Origin of the sequence: Nostoc sp. DedQUE12b (assembly GCF_034530835.1) — a bacterium.
Lineage (GTDB): Bacteria > Cyanobacteriota > Cyanobacteriia > Cyanobacteriales > Nostocaceae > Nostoc.
The window spans coordinates 1-22,385 of the sequence record NZ_JAVRCI010000098.1 but is presented as its reverse complement, the minus strand read 5'-3'; the positions used below and the strand labels follow the sequence as shown (position 1 = coordinate 22,385).

12 protein-coding genes and 1 pseudogene are annotated in these 22,385 nt (G+C 41.6%); 3 read left to right on the top strand and 10 right to left on the bottom strand.

The features are described from left to right. Nucleotides 1–522: 522 nt before the first annotated feature. The 5 genes from purU to RMY16_RS29165 all read right to left on the bottom strand — a co-directional run bounded on the left by purU (nt 523) and on the right by RMY16_RS29165 (nt 6,000). Nucleotides 523–1,377: a formyltetrahydrofolate deformylase gene (gene purU / locus RMY16_RS29185; protein ID WP_322739298.1), complete on the bottom strand. Its 855-nt coding sequence runs from the start codon at nt 1,375–1,377 to the stop codon at nt 523–525. 96 nt (nt 1,378–1,473) lie between these two features. Continuing rightward, nucleotides 1,474–2,100, bottom strand: a complete 627-nt coding sequence (locus tag RMY16_RS29180; protein WP_322739297.1) for a DUF4340 domain-containing protein — start codon at nt 2,098–2,100, stop codon at nt 1,474–1,476. A gap of 139 nt (nt 2,101–2,239) precedes the next feature. Further along, nucleotides 2,240–3,979, bottom strand: coding sequence for a GldG family protein (locus tag RMY16_RS29175; RefSeq protein ID WP_322739296.1), 1,740 nt, complete (start codon nt 3,977–3,979; stop codon nt 2,240–2,242). Nucleotides 3,980–4,179: 200 nt separating this feature from the next. After that, nucleotides 4,180–4,992, bottom strand: coding sequence for an ABC transporter permease (locus RMY16_RS29170; RefSeq protein WP_322739295.1), 813 nt, complete (start codon nt 4,990–4,992; stop codon nt 4,180–4,182). Next, nucleotides 4,993–6,000, bottom strand: a complete 1,008-nt coding sequence (locus RMY16_RS29165) for an ABC transporter ATP-binding protein (RefSeq protein ID WP_322739294.1) — start codon at nt 5,998–6,000, stop codon at nt 4,993–4,995. Nucleotides 6,001–6,417: 417 nt separating this feature from the next. On the opposite strand from RMY16_RS29165, the gene RMY16_RS29160 reads away from it, so the two are divergent. The 3 genes from RMY16_RS29160 to RMY16_RS29150 all read left to right on the top strand — a co-directional run bounded on the left by RMY16_RS29160 (nt 6,418) and on the right by RMY16_RS29150 (nt 15,218). Next, a complete protein-coding gene (locus RMY16_RS29160) occupies nt 6,418–8,598 on the top strand; it encodes an EAL domain-containing protein (RefSeq protein ID WP_322739293.1) in 2,181 nt (726 codons plus the stop codon). 465 nt (nt 8,599–9,063) lie between these two features. Continuing rightward, entirely contained in the window at nt 9,064–14,106 is a 5,043-nt protein-coding gene (locus RMY16_RS29155; protein WP_322739292.1) for a PAS domain S-box protein, read from the top strand. Nucleotides 14,107–14,735: 629 nt separating this feature from the next. Beyond that, the gene (locus RMY16_RS29150; RefSeq protein ID WP_322739291.1) at nt 14,736–15,218 is read left to right on the top strand and encodes a cupin domain-containing protein; all 483 of its coding nucleotides are present in this window, start codon (nt 14,736–14,738) and stop codon (nt 15,216–15,218) included. A gap of 18 nt (nt 15,219–15,236) precedes the next feature. On the opposite strand, the pseudogene RMY16_RS29145 reads toward RMY16_RS29150, so the two are convergent. From RMY16_RS29145 to RMY16_RS29125, 5 genes and pseudogenes are all read right to left on the bottom strand, one after another. Beyond that, a pseudogene (locus tag RMY16_RS29145) lies at nt 15,237–15,398 on the bottom strand (GNAT family N-acetyltransferase); the annotation flags it as partial. A 206-nt stretch (nt 15,399–15,604) separates the two neighbouring features. Further along, nucleotides 15,605–15,850 carry a ChaB family protein gene (locus RMY16_RS29140; RefSeq protein WP_322739290.1) on the bottom strand — a complete coding sequence of 82 codons (246 nt, stop codon included), beginning with the start codon at nt 15,848–15,850 and terminating at the stop codon, nt 15,605–15,607. A 113-nt stretch (nt 15,851–15,963) separates the two neighbouring features. Further along, complete coding sequence (locus RMY16_RS29135; RefSeq protein ID WP_322739288.1) at nt 15,964–16,632, bottom strand: DUF1345 domain-containing protein; 669 nt, start codon at nt 16,630–16,632, stop codon at nt 15,964–15,966. Nucleotides 16,633–16,926: 294 nt separating this feature from the next. Continuing rightward, nucleotides 16,927–17,316: a DUF1499 domain-containing protein gene (locus RMY16_RS29130; protein ID WP_322667207.1), complete on the bottom strand. Its 390-nt coding sequence runs from the start codon at nt 17,314–17,316 to the stop codon at nt 16,927–16,929. A 224-nt stretch (nt 17,317–17,540) separates the two neighbouring features. After that, nucleotides 17,541–22,385 (bottom strand): putative Ig domain-containing protein (locus RMY16_RS29125; RefSeq protein WP_322739287.1); only part of this gene is annotated, 4,845 nt, incomplete at its 5' end.

The window sequence follows — 22,385 nt, the reverse complement described above, 5'->3', positions numbered from 1 at the left end:
ATTGAATTCGGGTGGTCGTTTATTGAATTCGGGTAGTCGTTTATTGAATTCGGGTGGTCGTTTATTGAATTCGGGTAGTCGTTTATTGAATTCGGGTAGTCGTTTATTGAATTCAAGCAGTGGTTAGGGTGGAGTAAAACCCAGATTCTTGAACAACTTCAGACTTGTGTGTACACCGTAGAGGTTGGGAGAGGGGAGGTAAAGGATTAAATTCCCCTTCTCCCCAAAATGGGAGAAGGGGTTAGGGGATGAGGGCGATTGCTCCCGTCAGCTTTTCGCTTAAGTTGACACAGGTGGGCAATGCCATGCCCCTACAAGAAATCTGTATCAGGATTTTCGTGAATTGGTATAACACTATCCAATTTTTAGAGCGAATACGAAAATCAGATTCTTCCCCTTGTTACCGCGCTGGCTCTGCTTAAAAAGGGGGTCGCCCCAGGCAGGGGGAGCTTAATCCGAACCTATTGCGCCTACGCGAACTTTGTTTGTATAGCTACGAATTACATTCGTTTGGATACAAAATCATTCAAAGACTACTGTTCTATTTCCATATACTAAGACACGATTTTGTAAGTGCGATCGCACTGCTCTTGCTAATACAACTCTCTCCAAATCTTTGCCTTTTCTCACCAAATCATCAACTTCATCACGGTGACTAACTCGCACTACATCCTGTTCAATAATTGGGCCTGCATCTAAATCAGCAGTGGCATAATGAGCAGTTGCACCAATAATTTTTACCCCACGTTCAAAAGCTCGGTGATAAGGGTTTGCTCCGATAAAAGCTGGTAAAAATGAATGATGTATATTAATAATTTGTGGAAATTGACTAATAAAATCTGCGCTAACAATCTGCATATATTTCGCCAATACAACTAAATCTATATTGTACTGACGTAGTAATTCTAATTGTTGGGTTTCTTGTTCTGCTTTATTATCTTTATTGATGGGAATGTGCTGAAAGTCTATATTAAACTGCTCTGCCACTACCTTTAAATTAGAATGGTTACTAATAATTAAAGGAACTTCAGCAATAAATTCTTTGGCGCGTTGTCGCCAAATTAAATCAAATAGACAATGGTCTTGCCGACTTACCCAAATAGCAATGCGTGGGACTGTATTAGAAAAACGTAATTCCCACTTAGCGCCTAAAGGTTGTGCGATCGCATTAAATGCAGGGGCAATAAATTCTCGCGGTAAATTGAACCCATCTAGCTGCCATTCAATGCGTGTGAGGAATAACCCAGCAGCAAAATCTGTATGCTGATCTGCATGAATAATATTACCACCGTTAGAATAGATGAAATTGGCAAATTTAGCCACCAGTCCTCTTTGATCGGGGCAGGAAATCAGCAATGTTGCTGTCGGATTTGTCATAGTAACTTAGAAAAACTAGTGAGATTTGAAGTAGAGTAGCGCAGATGTGCTAACCCATTGTGCGTTACCGAAACATACCACAGAAACCGTAATTGCTTATTGACTATTTGTCGGAGTTGGTAAAGGGGTGCTGAGTCCAGGTAGCTTCTGACTATTATCTACAGGTTGTTTCCACTCTAATAATTCCCGATTGACGGCATTGGCAAAATCTGTAGATACTAACAGCACATTTATATTTCCATCAGGTTTCGTAGCAGGGTCAGCTTGAGCATACAAGAAACGACCGTTAAAGTTAGATTTACCCAAAAGCAACTGATGGGTTTGTCGGTTTTTTAGGGTGATATTAATAGTTGCTTGGGGTTGATCTAGGGCGAATTCTTTAAGCTCTTTTGCTGGAGTGGATAAAGTACGCTCGCTATTACCCTTGACTAACAAATCCATTAAATAAGAAACAATAGCATCATTTGCTGGGCCCGATATCGGAGATTTGATTAACCACTTGGGATTACTAGAAGATTCAGGGCTACGTTCCAGATTCAGGGTGATTTTGTTTGTCTTGACTGTTAAGGATTGCACATCATCTTCTCTAAAAGAGAAAATTTTCTGCTTTTGCTCCTTGATTTCTTCGCGCACAGTTGCACCCCGAATTTCATAGAAGTAAACAAAACCACCTAAACCCAGCGTTAACAATATCAAAATTAAAGTCGTTTTCGGCAATTTCATTTTTTAGTCATTTGTCACTTGTACTGAGTTTCGACTGCGCTCAACTACCGCGAAGTCGAAGTATTTGTCATTGGGCATAGAAAAAACTCTTCTCTAGTCTCTACTTGTCACTCTTAACTCCTAACTTCTAACTTACTTCTTACCGTCGTTTCCACCAAATAATAACTGCGATCGCAAAACCAATTAAAGGTAAAACCAACAAAGACAACAATATTAAAAGATTGCTTTGGGTAGTAGTCAGGATTATTCGACGGTTTTTCGGTTCTTTGGGGCGAATAGAAAGGGGTTGCTGATCCTGTTGACTCAGCCAAGTAACTGAGTTGAGAAATACATCTCCATTTAGTTGCTGTTGAAACAAGCCATCAGTAGCGAAATTAGAATTTCCTAAAACTACTAACCGTGACTCGGCAGCTGTTTGAGATGAGGGAGTAGGGGGAGCGGGAGCAGGGGAGGTAGGGGGAGTGGGGGAAGTCTTGCTTTGAGTGGTTGGTGATGGTAGGGGTAACGCTTGCGGAGTCTTGGGAGAAGGGGAAGGAGTTGGGCTAGTCTTGCTTTGAGTGGTTGGTGATGGTAGAGGTGAAGGTGTGGGTGCAGGTTGGGGAGTGGAAGTAGATTTGGGTGTTGGTTTTCTTGTTAAGGCAACGCCCAAGGTTAGAGGCCCTTTCAGGTCTTTATCTGCATTAAACTCTAATTTTTCGCTTTGGAGATCGCTTTCTGCCCAACTGCTGGGGTAGGGTTTGGTTCGTAGCAATGGAGTAGCCTGAACACCAGGCACAGAGGTAATTTCCAGTGGTCGGGCAATTGGATAAAAAGAATTGCTGTTATCGAAATCTTTGGTAATCGGATGCTGTCCATATTCTGTGACTAAAGGCGCAGCAGGGCCAAGTCCCACGACGCTTTCGCCAGAGACATCGACTGCTAAACGATTATCCAGACGAACACCCCACTCTTGTAGCAAGCTGTTAAGTTTGGGATCGGTATTCGGATCAATCATCAGCAGTAAATTACCGCCGCGATTAAGATATTCTTGCAAAGCTTTGACTTCACCCTCAAACAATCCTCGCTTGGGGCCAGCCACTATCACTACAGCCGCATCTTGAGGAACTTTGGAAGTTTCTCCTAAATTCAACGGTGATGTTGTAAAGTTTTTATCGCCTAATCCCTGAACTGCTTGTGATATTGCATCTTTCCCAGGCGAAAGCTGGCGTTCGCCATGACCTTGGAGTAAGTAAACTTTAGCTGTGGTTGAATTTGTTAGTTGTTGCAGGCGACTAGTTAATCTGATTTCTGACAATCGCTCATTTTGATTTACTGTTTGCACTAATTGCCGTTTATCGCCAGATTCTAGGTAAACTTCCCCGTAATCTTTGACGCCAAACTTTTCTGCAAGTCCTGGTCTAGCTTGGGGGTCAATATACTCGTATTTAAATTTTGAGCTTTGGCGCTGATAATTTTCTAGCAGTTCTCGGTCTTGGGGATTCTGGTTAACATCAAACACCCACACTTTAACTGGCTGTGGTAAAACCCTTACTAATTCACGTGACTGGGGTGCAAGGGTAAATAATTGAGCTTCTGTTAAGTCTGCTCGCAAGTGGTAGCGAGTCCCCAAAAAGTTAATCAATCCTAAAATCGCTAATACTGCCAGAGTTGCCACTAGGGCATTAGTTCCTGCTTGGGTAGAACGGCGGTTCCACCAGTTATTCTGGTAGCTTTGCCATATTATCCCCAATCCACTAATCACAATTCCCGTAATTAGAAATGCTAATGGAATTAATCCCCACTGTTCAGACACTAATCCAACTGTTAAGCCGACAGCAATTAGGAAAGGGCCTAACCAAAACAGATATTTCCACAGTTTCTTTTTTGCAACTATTTTCATATTATTAGACTAAAGTGAGGAGTTAGGAGTTAGGAATTATGAGTTATAAGTTTGAACTCCTCACTCCTAGCTTTTTACTCATAACTTATATAACTACTACAGTACAGCGTAAATCAACCACCCATTTAAAATGGTCAAAGACTCTGCCCTATAAGCTTTTTGACTTTTGACTTTTGACTTTTGACTTCCGCCATGCGGTACTATTGCCTTTGAAAACGCAGTGCATCAATTGATTGAGCTGTGAGAAAGATGCCCAAAAAAATGTAACTGGCGAATAAAATTAAGCCGCTGGTATCAAAAATACCTTGAATGAAAGTGTTGTAATGTTTCAGTAACGACAGATAACCTAAGGCTTCGCCCACGGGGCCAGGGATAATTTTGGCGATTAAATCAATGAATAACAACAATAAAATTACTGCAAAGGTAAGAACGGCAGATAAAATTGTGCTGTCTGTTAATGAGGAAATAAACATTCCTAAAGATAAAATTGCCGCTGCTAGCAAGATTAATCCAAAATGACCCAACAAGGGAATTGAGAGCGCCATTGGTGGATTTGATCCACTAATGGCGATCGCTTCAAACACTAGCATGGGTAAAACCATCGTGGTAAAAAATGTTAGCACGCCTAATAACTTACCCAAAGCTACCGCCCAATTGGTGATTGGTGAGGTGGCTAACAGTTCTAAAGTGCCCCGTTTACGTTCTTCGGCATAGAGTCCCATTGAGAGAATTGGCAGGGTAAACAACAATAGCCACCCCATACTATCCAAAAATCCCCGGATAAATTCATAGGGGACATCTATCGGCGGTAATGGCACTCCTAGTTGTTGCCCTTGTGCATCTATTGCCGCGACTCCTACCAAAATGCCATTTGGCCCTAGCAAAATCATCACGAAGAATAACCCCGCCATGAACCAAAATATACCTGCGATCGCATAAGCCAAAGGCGATACAAAATAACTCTGTAACTCTCGGCGATAAATGGCAATAATATTACTCAGTACTACACCCATTTACGCTGCTCCTTCTTTGTCTGCTGCTAAGTCTACATCAGGATCGAAATTCTTTTCTTCTGTGGTCAGTTGCAAGAACACGTCTTCTAAGGTAGCGTTAACCCGCCGCAGTTCATGTAAACCGAACCCTGCACGCACTAAGGTTGTGGCAATATCCTTTCCTGGTTCTTTTCCCGGTTGCGATATCACCCGCAGATAAGCGCGATTTTCCTGGGGTTGATGTCCGTGCATTCCAGCTGTGGGAATTGATTCTATCAGACTCACACCTGCAACTTTTTGCAATACCTGTTTCGCTAGGGCGGCTTCTCCTTCTATTTCCAATTCATACCCTGAGCCACCTGTCAACTGAGTCATCAGGTTTTCTGGTGTATTTGTTGCCACAACTTTACCGCGGTTGATGATGGCGACGCGGCTACAAGTCATGCTTACTTCTGGCAGAATGTGCGTGGAAAGAATAATTGTGTGAGTACCAGCGAGGCTTTTAATTAAATTCCGCACCTCAATTATTTGTCGTGGATCGAGTCCAACGGTGGGTTCATCCAAAATGATCGCTGGGGGATCGTGAACGATCGCTTGAGCAATTCCTACCCTTTGGCGGTATCCTTTGGAGAGTTTGCGAATAATTACTCGCCGCTTATCTTCTAAGTTGCAGCGTTCGATGGCGGCTGTCACCTTATTGGGGCGATCGCCTGCTGATACTCCCTTAATTTGGGCGACAAAATGCAAAAATCCTTCCACCGTCATGTCTGGATATAACGGCGGTGTTTCGGGTAAATAACCAATGCGTTGGCGCACAGCCAGGGAATTTTCATGGACATCATAACCAGCAATCCGGGCATTTCCATTGGTTGCCGGTAAATAACCAGCCAGAATCCGCATGGTTGTAGTTTTTCCAGCGCCATTGGGGCCCAACAGCCCTAAAATCTCCCCAGGCTCGACGCTAAAGGTGACATCAGTAATCGCTGGGGTAGAGCCGTATATTTTACTCAGATGTTCAACTTCAATCATCCGTATAGTGGCGATCGCAAATTATAGAATACCCAATCATCTTAAATCGCAATATTGAGTATGGGGGACTGGCACAAAGATTGGCTGACAATGGGTAAAGTTCCTGAAAAACCTCTTTAGGCACTTCCAAATAAAAAAACATTCCAATTTTTATTGTGGGATGGGTGTCCTCACTGGTTCCATAGTCGAGTTAACTAAGCAGGTATCCTGAAAAAAACTATTTCTCATTTCTCTTTTGAGCGCAGACAAGGGCGAGATTAGCCAGCCACTTGAACGCCGATTTATTCACCAGCTTGCAAATCGTTGGTGCATCTGTTAGTCATATTTCTTAGCAGCTAATCGGTATTGTTTGGGATGAAAATGTGGCGGATTAACTCAAATTTTGCCAAGGAGATTATAAGGTATGAGGTATGAGGTATGAGTGAACCCTTGAACGTCTTAATGGTTGAAGATTCAGAAATCGATGCCATGTTAGTTATCCGTGAACTGCGTCGCGGTGGTTTCGAGCCAATCTCGCAACGTGTCGAAACGGTTGAAGAGCTACACACAGCCCTCAATAGCCGTACCTGGGATGTGATAATTTCAGATTACCGATTGCCTGGATTCAATGCTCCTATGGCTTTGGAAATAGCAAAGCAGAGTCAGAAAGATATTCCTTTCATTCTCGTTTCTGGCACAATCGGCGAAGTATCTGCTGTGGAAATGATGAAAGCAGGTGCTCATGATTATGTGATGAAAGACAATTTAAGCCGATTGCCAGTGGCGGTGCGTCGAGAACTTCGGGATACTCAGGTGCGGGCAGAGCGCCAACAAGCCCAAAATCTGTTACAAACATTAGCATCTAATATACCGGGAATAATTTACAGTTTTGTGCATCATTTTAATGGTTCTTTTGTCTTTGAATACATCAGTTTAGGCTGTATCGATCTTCTAGAATTCACACCAGATCAAATTTTAGAAAATGCCTCTCTTTGCCTAGCACAAATCCATATTGATGACCGTGCCGGATGTTATGCAGCTGCCAAACAAAGCGCTCAAACTTTAAAACCATTCTCTTATGAATGGCGATTAGTTACACCCTCTGGCAAACTCAAATGGGTACAGGCAAGTGCGCGTTCGGAGTGTCGAGAAAACAAAGATATTGTCTGGCATGGTGTTTTATTAGATGTAAGCGATCGCAAACAAGCACAAGAAATGATTATTCACAATGCCTTACACGATCCGTTGACAGATTTACCGAATCGGACGCTTTTGGTAGAACGGCTCGAATTATCAATTAACCGAGCCAAACGAATAGAAACCTATCGTTACGCCGTCTTATTTCTCGATCTAGATCGGTTCAAAGTGATCAATGATAGCTTAGGACATTTAGCTGGAGATCAACTACTTAAAAGCATTGCTCAGAAGCTAAAAACTCATCTACGAGAGGTTGATTTAGTCGCTCGAATCGGTGGTGATGAATTCGTAATTCTCCTGGAAGATATTTCTGGTATTGAAAAAGCTATTCAAATTACTGAGCGGATTATAAAAGATTTTCAAATACCATTGATACTTAATGATTCGGAAGTGGTTATCAGTACGAGCATCGGTATTGTCTTAGGAACAAAGAACTATTCTCACGCCTCCGATTTACTCCGAGATGCCGATATTGCCATGTATAGAGCCAAATCCCAAGATAGAAGTTCGTACAAAATTTTTGATATAGAAATGCACACTCAAGCCGTAAATCGGCTAACTCTAGAAACGGATATCCGTAAAGCTCTCGAACGAGAAGAGTTTGTTATATACTATCAGCCGATTGTTGACATACTTGGCGATGCCTCCGGCGGGCCAAACCGACACGTTAGTAGAGAATTGCAGTTGCAAGGAGTTCGGCTGATTGGATTTGAGGCATTAGTGCGCTGGCAACACCCAACTCGCGGGTTGATTTTGCCGGGGGAATTTATTCCTGTTGCCGAAGAAACAGGGCTAATTGTGCAAATCGATCGCTGGATGTTCTACAAAGCTTGTCAACAACTGGCGAACTGGAAAACCAAGTTTGCTAGTCACTTCCCGCTCAAGATGAGTATTAATCTCTCTGCTCAAGATATTCGCCAAGCTAGCTTAATTGATGACATCGATCAAACACTAGCTCAAACAGGTTTAGAAGGCGATTCCATAGCCTTAGAAATTACCGAGAGTATGTTAATTGACAATATCAGTCAGACAATTGATTTATTAACCCAATTAAAGGATAGAAAAATTCAAATCAGCATTGATGACTTTGGTAGCGGTTATTCATCGCTTAATTATCTCCATCGTTTACCTGCTGATAATTTGAAGATCGATCGCTTTTTTGTAAGTCAGATGCAGGAAGGAAACCGTAATTATCAGGTTGTTAGTACTATTATTGCTTTGAGCAATCAACTCGGATTAGCTGTTATTGCAGAAGGTATTGAAACACCACAACAACTTCAATGGTTACAGGAACTTGGATGCGAATTTGGCCAAGGTTATGTCTTCTCTAAACCTCTAAGACATGAGACAGCAGAAGTACTTATAGCAAGTCAAACTATGTATTTATCTTCTGGTGAGGACGGCAACAGATGCACTAATTAAAAAAGCAGAAAAAGCTCTTGGCAAAGTCAAACTATGAGTAGGCGATCGCGTCGTTATTATATTTAGTAATTAAGTAGATATACTAGCAATTTTAATAATTTACTTATTCATTAAAATTTAAATCTTCATGGCAATCAAATAAATAGTAGTATGGCAGTTAATGACCGACAGCCAATATTTTCTATTTATCTCTATCCTGAACCAGATATTATTCTATAATTTTTATTATAAATTAGTTGTGTATTTGTATCTAGTATTTTAGATTAGCACAACAGTGCAATTTATCTTGATGGAGCGAGCTAAAATTTCCCTTGATATATCAGATAGTTAACAAATAAACCTCTAGCAAAAGAGGTTTTCATAACTCAGCAAAAATCTATCTGGAGATAAGTTACTAAAATTTACAAACTAGCTTAGGCTATATACAGCCTCTGCAATGAGTATTGGTTTTTCCAAGAGCTTTTCATGCCCCATATTCATTATTCTCAGTTACTGCGTTATGGCATCGTTGTATTAATTGTCGCACTTGCACTAGTGCTAATGTTGATGCTAGACCCCTGGTTAAACATGAGTGGAACTCCTTTCCTGCTGTTTTTTAGCGCTGTAATGTTGAGTGCTTGGTATGGTGGTTTGAAATCAGGATTATTAGCAACTTTTTTGTCTGCGTTACTGGGCAATTACTTCTTTCTCCCCCCAGCTTATGAGCTGAGTTTTGACTTATCTAATTCTGTGCGAATTGGGTTGTTTGCATTACAAGGATTGCTTTTTAGTATCTTATGTGAGGCATTAAAGGCTGCGAAAATACGATCTGATGGAAATCTGCAACAGCTGAGAGTTAGTGAAGAAAGATTTCAATTAGCGTTAAGTAGTTCAGATATCTTGGTTTTTCAGCAGGATCGTGATTTGCGATATCAATGGATTCATGATCCTCAAGGTCTAGAAACTGCTGAGGAAATGTTAGGTAAGTCTGATGATGAATTATTCTCAGCCTCAGTAGCAGAGCAATTGCAGGCAATTAAGCTAAAAGTAATAGAGACTGGTGTTGCAACCCGTGAAGAAGTTTATCTAACAATTGGTGGAGAAGACCGTTACTACGATTTGCTAGTTGAACCACTAAGAGATGCAGACAATAGCATTTTAGGTATCACCTGTGCAGGTGTAAATATTACTGAGCGCAAGCAGACAGAATTAGAAAAAGCCAGGTTGCACCAGGAACTTCAGCAAGCTATTGGGCAAAAAGACGAATCTTTGGCGTTAGTCTATGCCTGGCTTACTAGTTCACCAGTGGCGCTGGCTTTTCTTGATACTGAACTTCGCTACGTTTATGCTAATGAAGCGCTAGCTGCTATTAACGGTGTACCGCAAACTCAACATATTGGTCGCACCTTTAGGGAAGTATTACCAGAATGGGCAGCGCAAATTGAGCCTATTTTTGAGCAAGTGATGAAAACTAGGCAGCCCTTACTCAACCAAGAAGTGAGCGGTGAAACCTATCCGCCTGGGGTATATCGTTATAGTCTTGTCAGCTATTATCCGGTTTGTTTGCCGGATGGGCAGTTGTTGGGAGTGGGCATTAGTTCAATTGATATTACTCAACTGAAACAAACTGAACAAGCATTACGGGAAAGCGAAGCTAAGTTTCGTAGTGTGGTTGATTCCAATATGATTGGTATTGGCTTCTGGAGTAAAGACGGGGGGATTACAGACGCTAACGATGCCTTGCTGAATATGGTGGGTTATACCCGTGAAGAATTACTTGCCGGCAGATTTCGTTGGCAAGACCTAACTCCTACAGAGTACGTGCAACTCGATAAGGAAGCAATAACTCAGTTTCAAGACAGGTCTTTTTGCACGCCATATCAAAAGGAATATATCCGTAAAGACGGCTCACGCTTCCCGATTTTGATAGGTGGTAGCCATTTTGAAGGGACTGTAGATCGAGGAGCTTTTTTTGTTCTCGATATTACAGAGCGTAAGCAGGCTGAGGAAAGGCTCCGCTATATCGCCCAAATTAGTAGTTTACTCTCTACTTCGCTAGATTATGAGCAAATCTTAGAAGAGATCGCTAAAATCTCAGTTCCCCAGCTTGCTGATTGGTGTAGCGTCGATATCTTAAATGAAGATGGTTCCATTCGCCGCCTACCTATTGTCCATACAGACCCATCGAAAGCGGAGTTGGCGCGTAAACTTCAGGAGTATGCAATAGATTACAAGGGTGCAAGTGCAATTACTAAAGTACTGCAAACCGGGCAAAGCGAATTCATCTCAGAGGTATCTGAATCGCGATTAGTGGCAAGTACTCAGAATCAGGAACACTTAGAACTTGTTCGGCAATTGGGGATGAAGTCTGTGATGATTGTGCCGTTAATCGCAAAAGGGCGAGTACTAGGCGCTATCAGCTTTGTCACCGCAGAGTCAAACCGTCACTACGATCGCACTGACCTAACTTTAGCAACAGATATTACCCATCGTGCGGCCTTAGCAGTGGAAAATGCCCAACTTTATCGCGACATCCACCAGGCTTTAGTCCATTATGCCGAATCTCTATCTCTTTTAGATGCACTGCTCGGAGCGGCTCCGGTTGCCGTATGCTTTTTGGATCGAGAACTGCGATATATCCGCATTAATCAAGTTTTCGCTGACATTAACGGTTTAGCTATAGAAGAACATCTAGGACGCAAATTTAGGGAAGTGTTGCCAGCAATGGCGGCTGACTTAGAGCCACAGTTACAGCGCGTGTTAGATACTGGAGAACCCCTGCTGAATATGGAAATCAGGGGTGAGACAAGGGAGCAACCCGAACGTTACGGTTACTGGCTGGGCAACTATTACCCAGTTCGGAACACAATGGGTGAAACGGTAGGAATTGGCATTATTTTGGCAGATGTGACAGCAGCAAAGCAAACAGAAGTTGCTTTGCGAGAAAGCGAAGAAAGGTTTCGGGCAATGTTCAATCAGGCAGCTGTCGGTATTACTCTAGTGGGGTTAGATGGAAGATTTCTGCAAATTAATCCTGCCCTATGCGAAATTACTGGGTATAGCCATGAAGAGTTAATTCAAATGAACTTTCAGGAAATTACCCACCCTGACGACTTAGAAGTTGATTGGGAAAATGCTCGGCGAGTTTTAGCAAAAGAAATTAGTGGTTATTCCCTAGAGAAGCGCTACATCCGCAAAGATGGTTCCATAGTTTGGGTAAACCTAACTTCATCAGCAGTTTGGAATGCGAAGGGACAACCAATGTATGCATTAGGGATTATTGAAGATATTAGTCATCGCAGACGAATTGAAGTTACACAAAACTTTTTAGTCGAAGCCAGCACCTTACTAGCTGCCTCATTAGATTATGAAACCACCTTAGAAAATGTGGCAAATCTAGCAGTTCCAACTTTAGCCGATTTGTGCATTGTAGATGTCTTCCAGGAAGATTGGTCAAGTAAACAAATTGCGATCGCAATTGCCGATCCCACAAAACTAAATATCTTAGACGAAATCCGGCTGCGTTATCGACCTAAAACCAAAGCCAAACAGCTTGTACGGCAACTACGCTTAGGAATCTCCGTCTTTTATCCCGAATTATCTAACTCACATCTTCTACAGATGTCTGAAGACAACGAACATCTGCAATTGCTGCAAAGTCTGGGTATTCGTTCTCTGATGGTGATTCCAGTTCGTTCCCGCGGGCAATTATTTGGAGCCATCTCTTTTTTTACCGCCGAATCTGGTCGGTACTATCAACAAACAGACTTGGCTTTAGCAGAAGATATTGCTCGGCGGGCGGCGATAGCCATTGACAACGCCAGACTCTACCAGGAAACTCAACGGTCTGTCAATCGTACAGTACTTTTACAAAAAATAACTGCTGCCTTCTCGGAAGCCTTAACTCCCCAACAGGTGGCTGATGTAGTGGTAAACCAAGGCATTGCCGCCTTGGAAGCTACTGGTGGTTCCGTTGTCTTACTTACTGAAGGAAATACTACCCTAAAAGTTGTGCAAGCAATTGGCTATCCGCAAACGCTCATAAATACTTCGACAAGTTTTCCGCTAACAGCATCTAACCAAATAGCAGAAACAGTCAGAACTGGGCAGCCGATTTTTTTAGAAAATTTAGCAGCCATGATTGCTAGATATCCCGAATTAGCAGATATTGTGACTGTTATCGCGAATAATGCCTGGGCTTCCATTCCCTTGATAGTAGAAGGTAAAGTAATTGGGGCTTTGGGATTAAGCTTTACTCCTCTTCAAAAATTTAACGAAGAAGACCGGGGATTTATGTTGACACTGGGACAACAGTGTGCACAAGCCATCGCCCGCGCTCAACTTTACGAAGCCGAAAAGACAGCCAGGGCACAAGCCGAGACAGCCAACCGGATTAAAGATGAATTTCTCGCTGTGCTTTCCCACGAACTCCGAACTCCCTTGAATCCGATTTTAGGGTGGGCAAAGTTACTTAGAACTCGCAAGTTTGACGAAGCTACTAAAATCCGAGCATTGGAAACTATCGAGCGGAATGCCAAGTTACAAACCCAACTGATTGGAGATTTACTTGATGTTTCGCGGATTTTGCAAGGTAAGGTTAGGTTAAATCTCCATGCAGTGGATTTAAAAATAGCGATCGCATCTGCATTAGAAACGGTACGTTTGGCAGCAGAAGCCAAATCGATTCAAATTCAAATCATCTTAAGTAATGATATCGGCAAAGTTCTTGGCGATGGCGATCGCTTGCAACAAGTGATGTGGAATCTCCTCTCCAATGCCGTTAAATTCACACCCACAGATGGACTTGTAGAAGTGCGTCTAGAGCAAGTTGGTTTAGATGCCCAAATCCAGGTAATTGATACAGGTAAAGGAATTAACCCAGAATTTTTGCCCTACGTCTTTGATTACTTCCGGCAAGCAGATGCTAAGACAACCAGAGTTTTTGGTGGGTTGGGATTGGGACTGGCAATTGTGCGCCATCTAGTAGAACTTCATGGTGGCACAGTTCAGGCAGAGAGTCTGGGAGAAGGACAAGGAGCTACCTTCACAGTCAAACTACCTTTGCTCAAAAATTCTGAGTTGCGAGTTAGCAGTAGTGAGGCTTCTCAAGCAGAACTCAGTACTGAGGAGACATTACTTGCTGGAGTGCAAATCCTGCTTGTGGACGATCAAGCCGATGTGCGAGAATTTTTTAGCTTTGCACTGGAACAATATGGCGCGACAGTTACGGCAGTTGAATCAGCAGATGAAGCCCTGCAAACATTGGTGCAATCAAAGCCAGATATCCTCTTAAGCGATATTGGAATGCCCTTCATGGATGGCTATATGTTGCTGGGCGAAGTGAGAAAATTACTGCCAGAGCAAGGCGGACAAATTCCGGCGATCGCTTTGACTGCTTATGCAGGAGAAATTAACTACAACCAAGCAATGGCAGCAGGATTTCAAAAGCATCTACCTAAACCTGTCGATCCTGTAGATTTAGCCGCAGCGATCGTTAGTCTCATTGGCAACACTTCCTCTTCAGAGTAAATAAACTCTTAAATTTATCTTTTTTCTTTTACAAATTAAATATGTATTTTTTATTTTTCTTCAGAAATTTGCCGTTTGCAAATTGATGTTATAAATTAGTGCTCAGGTTTTAACCAGAGATTTATTTACCAATGAAAACCCAACAGTTCAGTTCAACAACCCTAGAAAATAGACCTACCAAGACTAAAAAACAGTCTTTTCTTGGTAGGAGTATTGGTACTCCTAAAGTACCATTTCGTAAATGCCATAAAATAGTACAACAACATGAGTTACTTAGTGACTGGGAACACGCGAGTTAATTTAGTAACGTACTATATGATCTAGGCTGATGTACTACTCTCGGTATCCAGTCAGACCTTAACTGATACCAATTTTCTGTGAACTTGCACTTAATAACGAGCTGATGATATAATCCCATCCACAAATAGAAGCGTAGTTTACCGCCGTAGGTCTTACCCTGAGCCTGTCGTACCCCTCCGGGGAAGCAAGCTACGCGGAGCGTCTCGTAGAGAAGGGCATCGCTCCTGCTAAGATGGAACCCTTGAACCTGTTTTAACTTCCGTCTTAATTCATCTTTAGTCCCCTCGCTTATTCACCATCAAATTTTCTTAGCACCTTGGTATCAAGAAATGGAAAAGTATTTAGTTACCAAAGAAGAGATTGAGTCTTATGAAGGACTAAAAAAAACACATTTTCTCAACTCCAATGCTCGCAGACTAAATAAGTCTTTAGGGGATTTGACAGGTTTAAAAAATATCGGTTTCCACATCATTGAAGTAGAGCCTGGACGTGAATCAACGGAGCTTCATATGCACTATCACGAAGAAGAGTGCGTATACGTTCTTGAGGGAGAAGCTGAGGCAACAATTGGAGAAAGCGTTTATCCAGTTAAAGCAGGAGATTTTATTGGATATCGCGCTGGTGGTAAGCCGCACAACCTGAAAAACACGGGCAATTCTATATTCAAATGTATAGTAGTTGGTCAAAGGCTAGACCATGATATCGGTGATTATCCAAATTTGCAGAAGCGTATATATAGGAGCAAAGGTTTAAAGTGGAATCTGGTCGATATGGAAAGTATAACTGAACCAGTAGCAGGTAAGAAGGCATAACAGGTAGAATGCATTTTCTCATGATTTCTTTGGTTCTATTGCCATGAGCCAACAATGTGAGTATTCTCCTTCATGCAGTTCATTTGCAGGCAATAGTTTTACTTTCACAAAATCACATTTTTCATAGCAGTGGATAGCACGATAATTGTCAACGTGCGGATCTATGACAATTTTATGAGCCGAATAGATATTGAGCCTTAACTGAACCGTATTGGTCTATATATAATATTTTTGATAGCAACTAATATTAAGTTATGAAAAATATCTATCTTCTGACATAAATTGTGAAAAAAGGGAAATTTCATTTCTGCTTTCTAAGAATGAAATTCCCCTTATACCCTTATAAGACCCTTAAAATCAGATATTTATCTACAGGTGAAATTTACTTAGTTTCCGCCAGATACAACAGCTTTATTATGTATTGCAGTATCTTCGGGCTTTCTCTGCCATTTGCCATCACTGCCTGGTTCGTATTCATTTTTTACACTATTCCAAGCAATCTCAAGCGCACCCTCTTCACTCAAAGCATCACTTTCAGCAGCATTAAATGCCGCAAGGAAAATTTGTTGTGCGTGTTCAGGCAGTTGTCCTTTGATTTCTTCAGATAATTCATCTATTTTGTTATAAGGCATGAACTTACTCCAATTATCTCAACTTAAGTTCATCCTAAAGAACTGGTAATCTAATTTCCTCTTTCTCTAAGTAGAGAACTAAATAATCATACTTTTGGCTGAGTCAACAATTTTTAAATCAGCGATGCAATAATATTAATACTCATAGCTAAGATTGTGGTATTGAAAAAGAAGGATAATATGCCATGTAACAGAGTCAAGCGCCTCATATCGGGTGATGTTGTTTGCACATCTGAAACTTGACTAGTCATGCCGACTACAAATGAATAATATAAAAACTCCCAGTAGTCTGGATAGTCATTATGAGGAAAATCTAAACCTCCGGTGATTTCTTGACTATGATTACGATTAATATATTTGTAATAGCTGTGTGCATATTGCACTGCAAACATCGTATGTACTAGTAACCAGGAACCAACAATAGTCATAATTGAAAGTATGACATGTAGGGCCAGTAGAATTGTTGACAATCCTTTTTTATCAGTTAATAAAAACCCAATAGCTAAAACACTGGCACAAGCCGCAGCAATCACCAACATGAATATAGCCAAATGTCCTTCATATTCACTCTCAGCATAACGGCGAATTTTTTGTGGGTTAGCCTTAATCATTTTCCACCACGTTATAACTAAGAAAAAGTCAATACCAGAGTTCCAAGCGCAGAGAATGCGAGTAGGTAAGTGCAGAGAATGCGGCAGGATTACTGAAACTAATACAGCGATTCCGATAGCAACAATTAATCGGGGTCGGGAGTCAAAGTTTTTAAATAAATTAAGTTTCACAAATATTGCGATCGCAGAGTTTAACTAATTCGTAATACTCGCTAAAAGCGAGAAGCAAGCTACGTAATTTTCGGTGAAATACCACACCATATAGCAAAATTGTCATTACAAATTTGGCTGGGGTCTGAATCCACATAATGTAGATGGACAAAATATTTAAACCATTACACACTCAGTGAATCAATCCAATACTCTGCGAATGTCTCACTTGTAATGAAATTGTGTAATTAATTTTGCCCAAATACTTACTTATCTTTCCAGTCTTTAATCTCCAATCTTTAGTTCAATTAAAAATTATTTGAACTTAGCTCTAATCGTCTCTATTCGTTTACGATTAACACCCAAATCGCTTTGACCTAGACGTGAAGCTGAACGCACATGGATAAGATTTGCAGCCCGGTCTAGATAGAATTCTACATCATCCACAAATCCCAGTAAAGCACTTTTAAATTCTGCATATAAATAATCTTGACTTTCGGTAATGATTTTGGTTCTTGGTAAAGACTCAATAATCTGTTTAAGATTAGTAATCGCTTCTTCTGGAGTAGAAGTAAAAGTCAGTGGTGCAATTTGATGAGATGCATCTGTACTCTGACTAGAAACGCAGTTAGGGGAATTAGGGCAGGATGCTAATTTACCGTTGCTAATACCTAAATTATTTGGTCGTTTGCCAGCAAAAACCATAATTATGTCTCCAAGTGAGTGAATAAATATACTCTCACACATTTGTTTGAATCACTGTAAGACTTTGCTGTAATCGCATCTTTTGGCAAATGACAGATCCACTAAAACATCGTTAATGCGATCGCTCTTTATGACTCATATTTGACTTTTTGCAAAAAAAAGCCTGTATTCATTGCTCAATAAAGCTTACAGGCTATATTACACCTATACCAAGTTACTTTAGACTAGGCGATACTCAAATTAACTCGGACAATCAAATCGTTGTAATCTCGATCGCTGCCATTAGCCAAATCCTCAAAGCCAAAAGCGTTATTGCCTAATAGGCGAATATGATCTGCTTGGTCAGTGTTAGCGCCCAAGAAGGAGAAGTAAACCGCCGGATCGTTATTGGTATTGCTATCAAGAATTGCATCAGTCCCGGCATTAACGATGATAAATGGGACGAAAATAGCACCAGGTTGGAAATTACCTGTGAAAGTTGCTGTACCTTGGTTAGCCACACTCAAATCAATACCAGCAACACGGTTACTAATAGCAGCTTGAGTATAACCCGCCTGTCCAACAAGCACATCTGCTGTACCATCGCCATTGGTATCGATGCCACCATTCTCATCAGTTATCTGATAAAAGCCGACAAAGTTGTTAAAAGCTGCTTCTCTATGAACTACAAATTCGGCTTGCACCAATTGTTTCACATCCCGTAAATCAATTAGTTCGGGTTCATATTTTCCTTGAAGACCAGTACCTAGAGGTGGATCTTGCTCTGTTGCTGCAATCTTGACAACCAAATTCTGGAAGTTGAGAGAGAACCCTGTATCGTCCACATTCGTATCCGAGGAAAAAAGCACCTGAGAAAAAGGGGTTTGTCCAGATAGCACCGCCTGAGTAGTGCTGCTACGGATTAAATAAAATCTTAGGTTGGTTTCAGAGTTAAACTCCAGTAACCTGCTTAGGTCAGTGGGATTAAAACCATTCGGTAGTTTGGCAAGAGATGAAAGAAGCACCGTTGCCCGTTGGAGAGCTAGTTCGGTGTAATTTGCAGCACCAGGGGCTACGCCATTAATCCTACCTTCTGCATCGTCAACGACAAATACACCCAGTTCATTGACTTCTTCAGAGGTGTTGCTTTTAATCTTGACTGAGAGTTTGGCTTTTTCACCGTTAACTTGATTTCTTATAGTAAAGATATCACCTGTAATTCTTGTAAGTAGGCTAATTGATTCAGTCTCAGCAGTAATCCCTTGAGCAACGGTAAGTGCAAATACATCACTTACTTCAGCCCCAACCGAATCTTTGGCGGTAACTTTGATGTTCAAGCTACCCAAGTTATTATTCGTAGGAATACCGCTGAAAGTACGCTTATTAGGATTGAAGCTTAACCAACTGGGTAGTGGATCGCCATTGTCTAAGGTAGCAGTGTAGGTTAGGGTATCTTCAATATCTACATCGCTAAAGGTGTTTTCAGGGATAGTGAAGTTAAAGGTAGTTTCTGCCGTAACTTTTTGGTCAGCGATCGCCCGATCTACAATTGGTGGATTATTAGCTTTAGCAATTGTGAGTGCAAATACATCGCTAATTTCAGCAAGAGCCGGATCTATGGCAGTGACTTTAATGTTCAAGCTACCCACATGATCATTTGTAGGTGTGCCGCTGAAGGTAAGCTCGTTAGCATTGAAGCTTAACCAACTAGGTAATGGCTCACCATTGTCTAAGGTAGCAGTATAGGTCAGGGTATCTTCAAGATCCACATCACTAAAAGTGTTTTCAGGAATGGTGAAGTTGAAGGTAGTTTTTGCTGTGGTTTTTTGGTCAGCGATCGCCCGATCTACAATTGGTGTGCTATTGAACTTAGCAACTGTTAATACAAACACATCACTGACTTCATCCCCAGAAAGATCCTTGACAGTGACTTTGATATTCTGATTACCCAAATCCTCCATTGTTGGAGTACCACTAAAATTCTGGGTAGCAGAATTAAAAGTTAGCCAACTGGGCAGTGGATCGCCGTTTTCGAGAGTAGCAGTATAGGTGAGGCTATCGCCAGCATCGATATCAATAAAAGTATTTTCTGGGATAGTGAAATTAAACTGCGTATTTATGACTACCTTTCGATTAGCGATCGCCTCAACTCTCTCTGGTGCATCGTTAACGTTCTTAACAGTGAGTGCAAAATCATCACTGACTTCAACGCCAAAAATATCTCTAGCAGTAACTTTAATGTTGAGGTTACTCACATCCGCATTTAAGGGAGTGCCATTAAAGGTTTTGGTAGCAGCATTGAAGCTTAACCAACTAGGTAGAAGATCGCCGTTTTCGAGAGTGGCACTGTAAGTTAGGCTATCACCAGCATCAACATCAATGAAGGTGTCTTCTGAGAAAGTGAAATTGAAAACCGTGTCTTCTATTGCTTCTTGGTTTGCAATTTCGTTCATCACCTCTGGTGCATCATTGGCGTTTTTAACAGTGAGTACAAACACATCACTGATTTGAGCAAGAGCTGTATCTGTGGCAGTAACTTTAATATTTAGAATACCAACGTCTGCATTTAAAGGAGTGCCACTGAAGGTTTTGGTTGCAGCATTAAAGTTCAACCAACTCGGCAGAGCGTTGCCGTTTTCCAAGGTTGCAGTGTAGCTGAGATTATCGCCAGCATCGATATCAATGAAGGTGTCTTCTGAGAAAGTGAAATTGAAAACTGTGTCTTCTGTTGTTTCTGGATCTGCAATTTCATTCCCCACCTCTGGCGGATCGTTGACGTTCTTAACGGTGAGTACAAAAACATCACTGACTTCAGCAAAAGCAGTATCCGTGGCAGTAACTTTAATGTTTAGACTACCCACGTTTGCATTCAAGGGAGTGCCACTTAAGGTTTTGGTCGCAGCATTAAAACTCAACCAACTCGGTAAAGAGTCACCGTTGTCAAGAGTCGCAGTGTAAGTGAGAATGTCGGCAGCATCGACATCCTTAAAGGTGTTGTCTGGGATAATGAAGTTGAAAAGTGTGTCTTCTGTTGCTTGTTTATCTGCGATCGCCTGAAATACCTCTGGTGGATCGTTGACGTTCTGAACGGTGAGTACAAAAATATCACTGACTTTAGCCAGATAAGTATCTGTAGCAGTAACTTTAATGTTCAAGCTACCCACATTCTCATTTAAGGGAGTGCCACTGAATGTTTGAGTAGCAGCATTGAAGCTTAACCAACTGGGTAGAGAGTCACCATTTTCGAGAGTGGCAGTGTACGTGAGAGTGTCGCCAGCATCCACATCCTTAAAGGTGTTGTCTGGGATAATGAAGTTGAAAAGTGTGTCTTCTGTTGCTTGTTTATCTGCGATCGCATTCGCCACCTCTGGCGGATCGTTAGTGTTATTAACAGTGAGTGTAAATACATTACTCGCTTGAGCTTGAGCAATATCCTTGGCGGTAACTTTGATGTTTAGGCTACCGACGTTTGCACTGACGTTTTCATTTAAGGGAGTACCACTGAAGGTTTTGTTAGTAGCATTGAAACTTAACCAACTCGGCAGAGGGTTGCCGTTTTCAAGAGTGGCAGTGTAGGTAAGAATGTCTCCAGCATCGACATCAATGAAGGTGTTTGCGGGGATTGTGAAATTGAAAACTGCGTCTTCAGTTGCTTGTTGATTAGCGATGGGTGAAGCTACTTGTGGCGCATCATTGGTGTTATTAACAGTGAGTGTGAATACATTACTCGCTTGAGCTTGAGCAATATCCTTGGCGGTAACTTTGATGTTCAGACTACCGACGTTTTCATTTAAGGGAGTACCACTGAAGGTTTTGGTAGCAGCATTGAAACTTAACCAACTCGGCAGAGGGTTGCCGTTTTCAAGAGTGGCAGTGTAGGTAAGAATGTCTCCAGCATCGACATCAATGAAGGTGTTTGCGGGGATTGTGAAATTGAAAACTGCGTCTTCAGTTGCTTGTTGATTAGCGATCGCCTGAAATACCTCTGGTGGATCGTTGACGTTCTGAACGGTGAGTACAAAAATATCACTGACTTTAGCCAGATAAGTATCTGTAGCAGTAACTTTAATGTTCAAGCTACCCACATTCTCATTTAAGGGAGTGCCATTGAATGTTTTGGTAGCTGCATTAAAGCTTAACCAACTAGGTAAAGAGTCACCGTTGTCGAGAGTGGCAGTGTACGTGAGAGTGTCGCCAGCATCGACATCCTTAAAGGTGTTGTCTGGGATAATGAAGTTGAAAAGTGTGTCTTCTGTTGCTTGTTTATCTGCGATCGCCTGAAATACCTCTGGTGGATCGTTGACGTTCTGAACGGTGAGTACAAAAATATCACTGACTTTAGCCAGATAAGTATCTGTAGCAGTAACTTTAATGTTCAAGCTACCCACATTCTCATTTAAGGGAGTGCCACTGAATGTTTGAGTAGCAGCATTGAAGCTTAACCAACTCGGTAGAGAGTCACCGTTTTCGAGAGTGGCAGTGTAGGTAAGAATGTCTTCAGGATCTTGATCTTGGAAGCTATCTGAGATTGTGAAGTTGAAATTTATGTCTTCTGGAGTCTCTTTGTCTGCGATTTCCTTCACTAGTACTGGATTTTGGTTAACCCTGTAGCGTGCCACAGCAAAGTTATTGGCGCTTACTCCCGCGACTATTACCGTACCATCGTGTTGGGTAAGAGCATAAGCATTATCAGTAGTATTTATGCCGATATCAGTAGTGATAATGCCAGCAGTACCAAAGCTGGTGTCGAGACTACCATTGCTGTTGTAACGTACTAAAGCAAAGTTATTTTTACTCGAACCCGCCACAATAATTTTGCCATTAGCTTGCACGCTAACGCTGTAGGCTATGTCAGTACCGCCCAAGTTATTAATAACCGTGCCAGCAGTACCAAAGCTGGTGTCGAGACTACCATTGCTGTCGTAACGTACCACAGCAAAGTTATTATTACTCACTCCCGCTACTAGAATCTTGCCATCGTCTTGCACACTAACGCTGTAGGCTATGTCAGTACTGCCCAAGTTATTAATAACCGTGCCAGCAGTACCAAAGCTGGTGTCGAGACTACCATTGCTGTTGTAACGTACCAC

Coding starts and splice junctions, on each gene's coding strand:
- RMY16_RS29170 (WP_322739295.1), bottom strand. CDS start 4,992: ATGGGTGTAGTACTGAGTAATATTATTGCCATTTATCGCCGAGAGTTA.
- RMY16_RS29180 (WP_322739297.1), bottom strand. CDS start 2,100: ATGAAATTGCCGAAAACGACTTTAATTTTGATATTGTTAACGCTGGGT.
- RMY16_RS29150 (WP_322739291.1), top strand. CDS start 14,736: ATGGAAAAGTATTTAGTTACCAAAGAAGAGATTGAGTCTTATGAAGGA.
- RMY16_RS29160 (WP_322739293.1), top strand. CDS start 6,418: ATGAGTGAACCCTTGAACGTCTTAATGGTTGAAGATTCAGAAATCGAT.
- RMY16_RS29140 (WP_322739290.1), bottom strand. CDS start 15,850: ATGCCTTATAACAAAATAGATGAATTATCTGAAGAAATCAAAGGACAA.
- purU (WP_322739298.1), bottom strand. CDS start 1,377: ATGACAAATCCGACAGCAACATTGCTGATTTCCTGCCCCGATCAAAGA.
- RMY16_RS29165 (WP_322739294.1), bottom strand. CDS start 6,000: ATGATTGAAGTTGAACATCTGAGTAAAATATACGGCTCTACCCCAGCG.
- RMY16_RS29175 (WP_322739296.1), bottom strand. CDS start 3,979: ATGAAAATAGTTGCAAAAAAGAAACTGTGGAAATATCTGTTTTGGTTA.
- RMY16_RS29155 (WP_322739292.1), top strand. CDS start 9,064: ATGCCCCATATTCATTATTCTCAGTTACTGCGTTATGGCATCGTTGTA.
- RMY16_RS29130 (WP_322667207.1), bottom strand. CDS start 17,316: ATGGTTTTTGCTGGCAAACGACCAAATAATTTAGGTATTAGCAACGGT.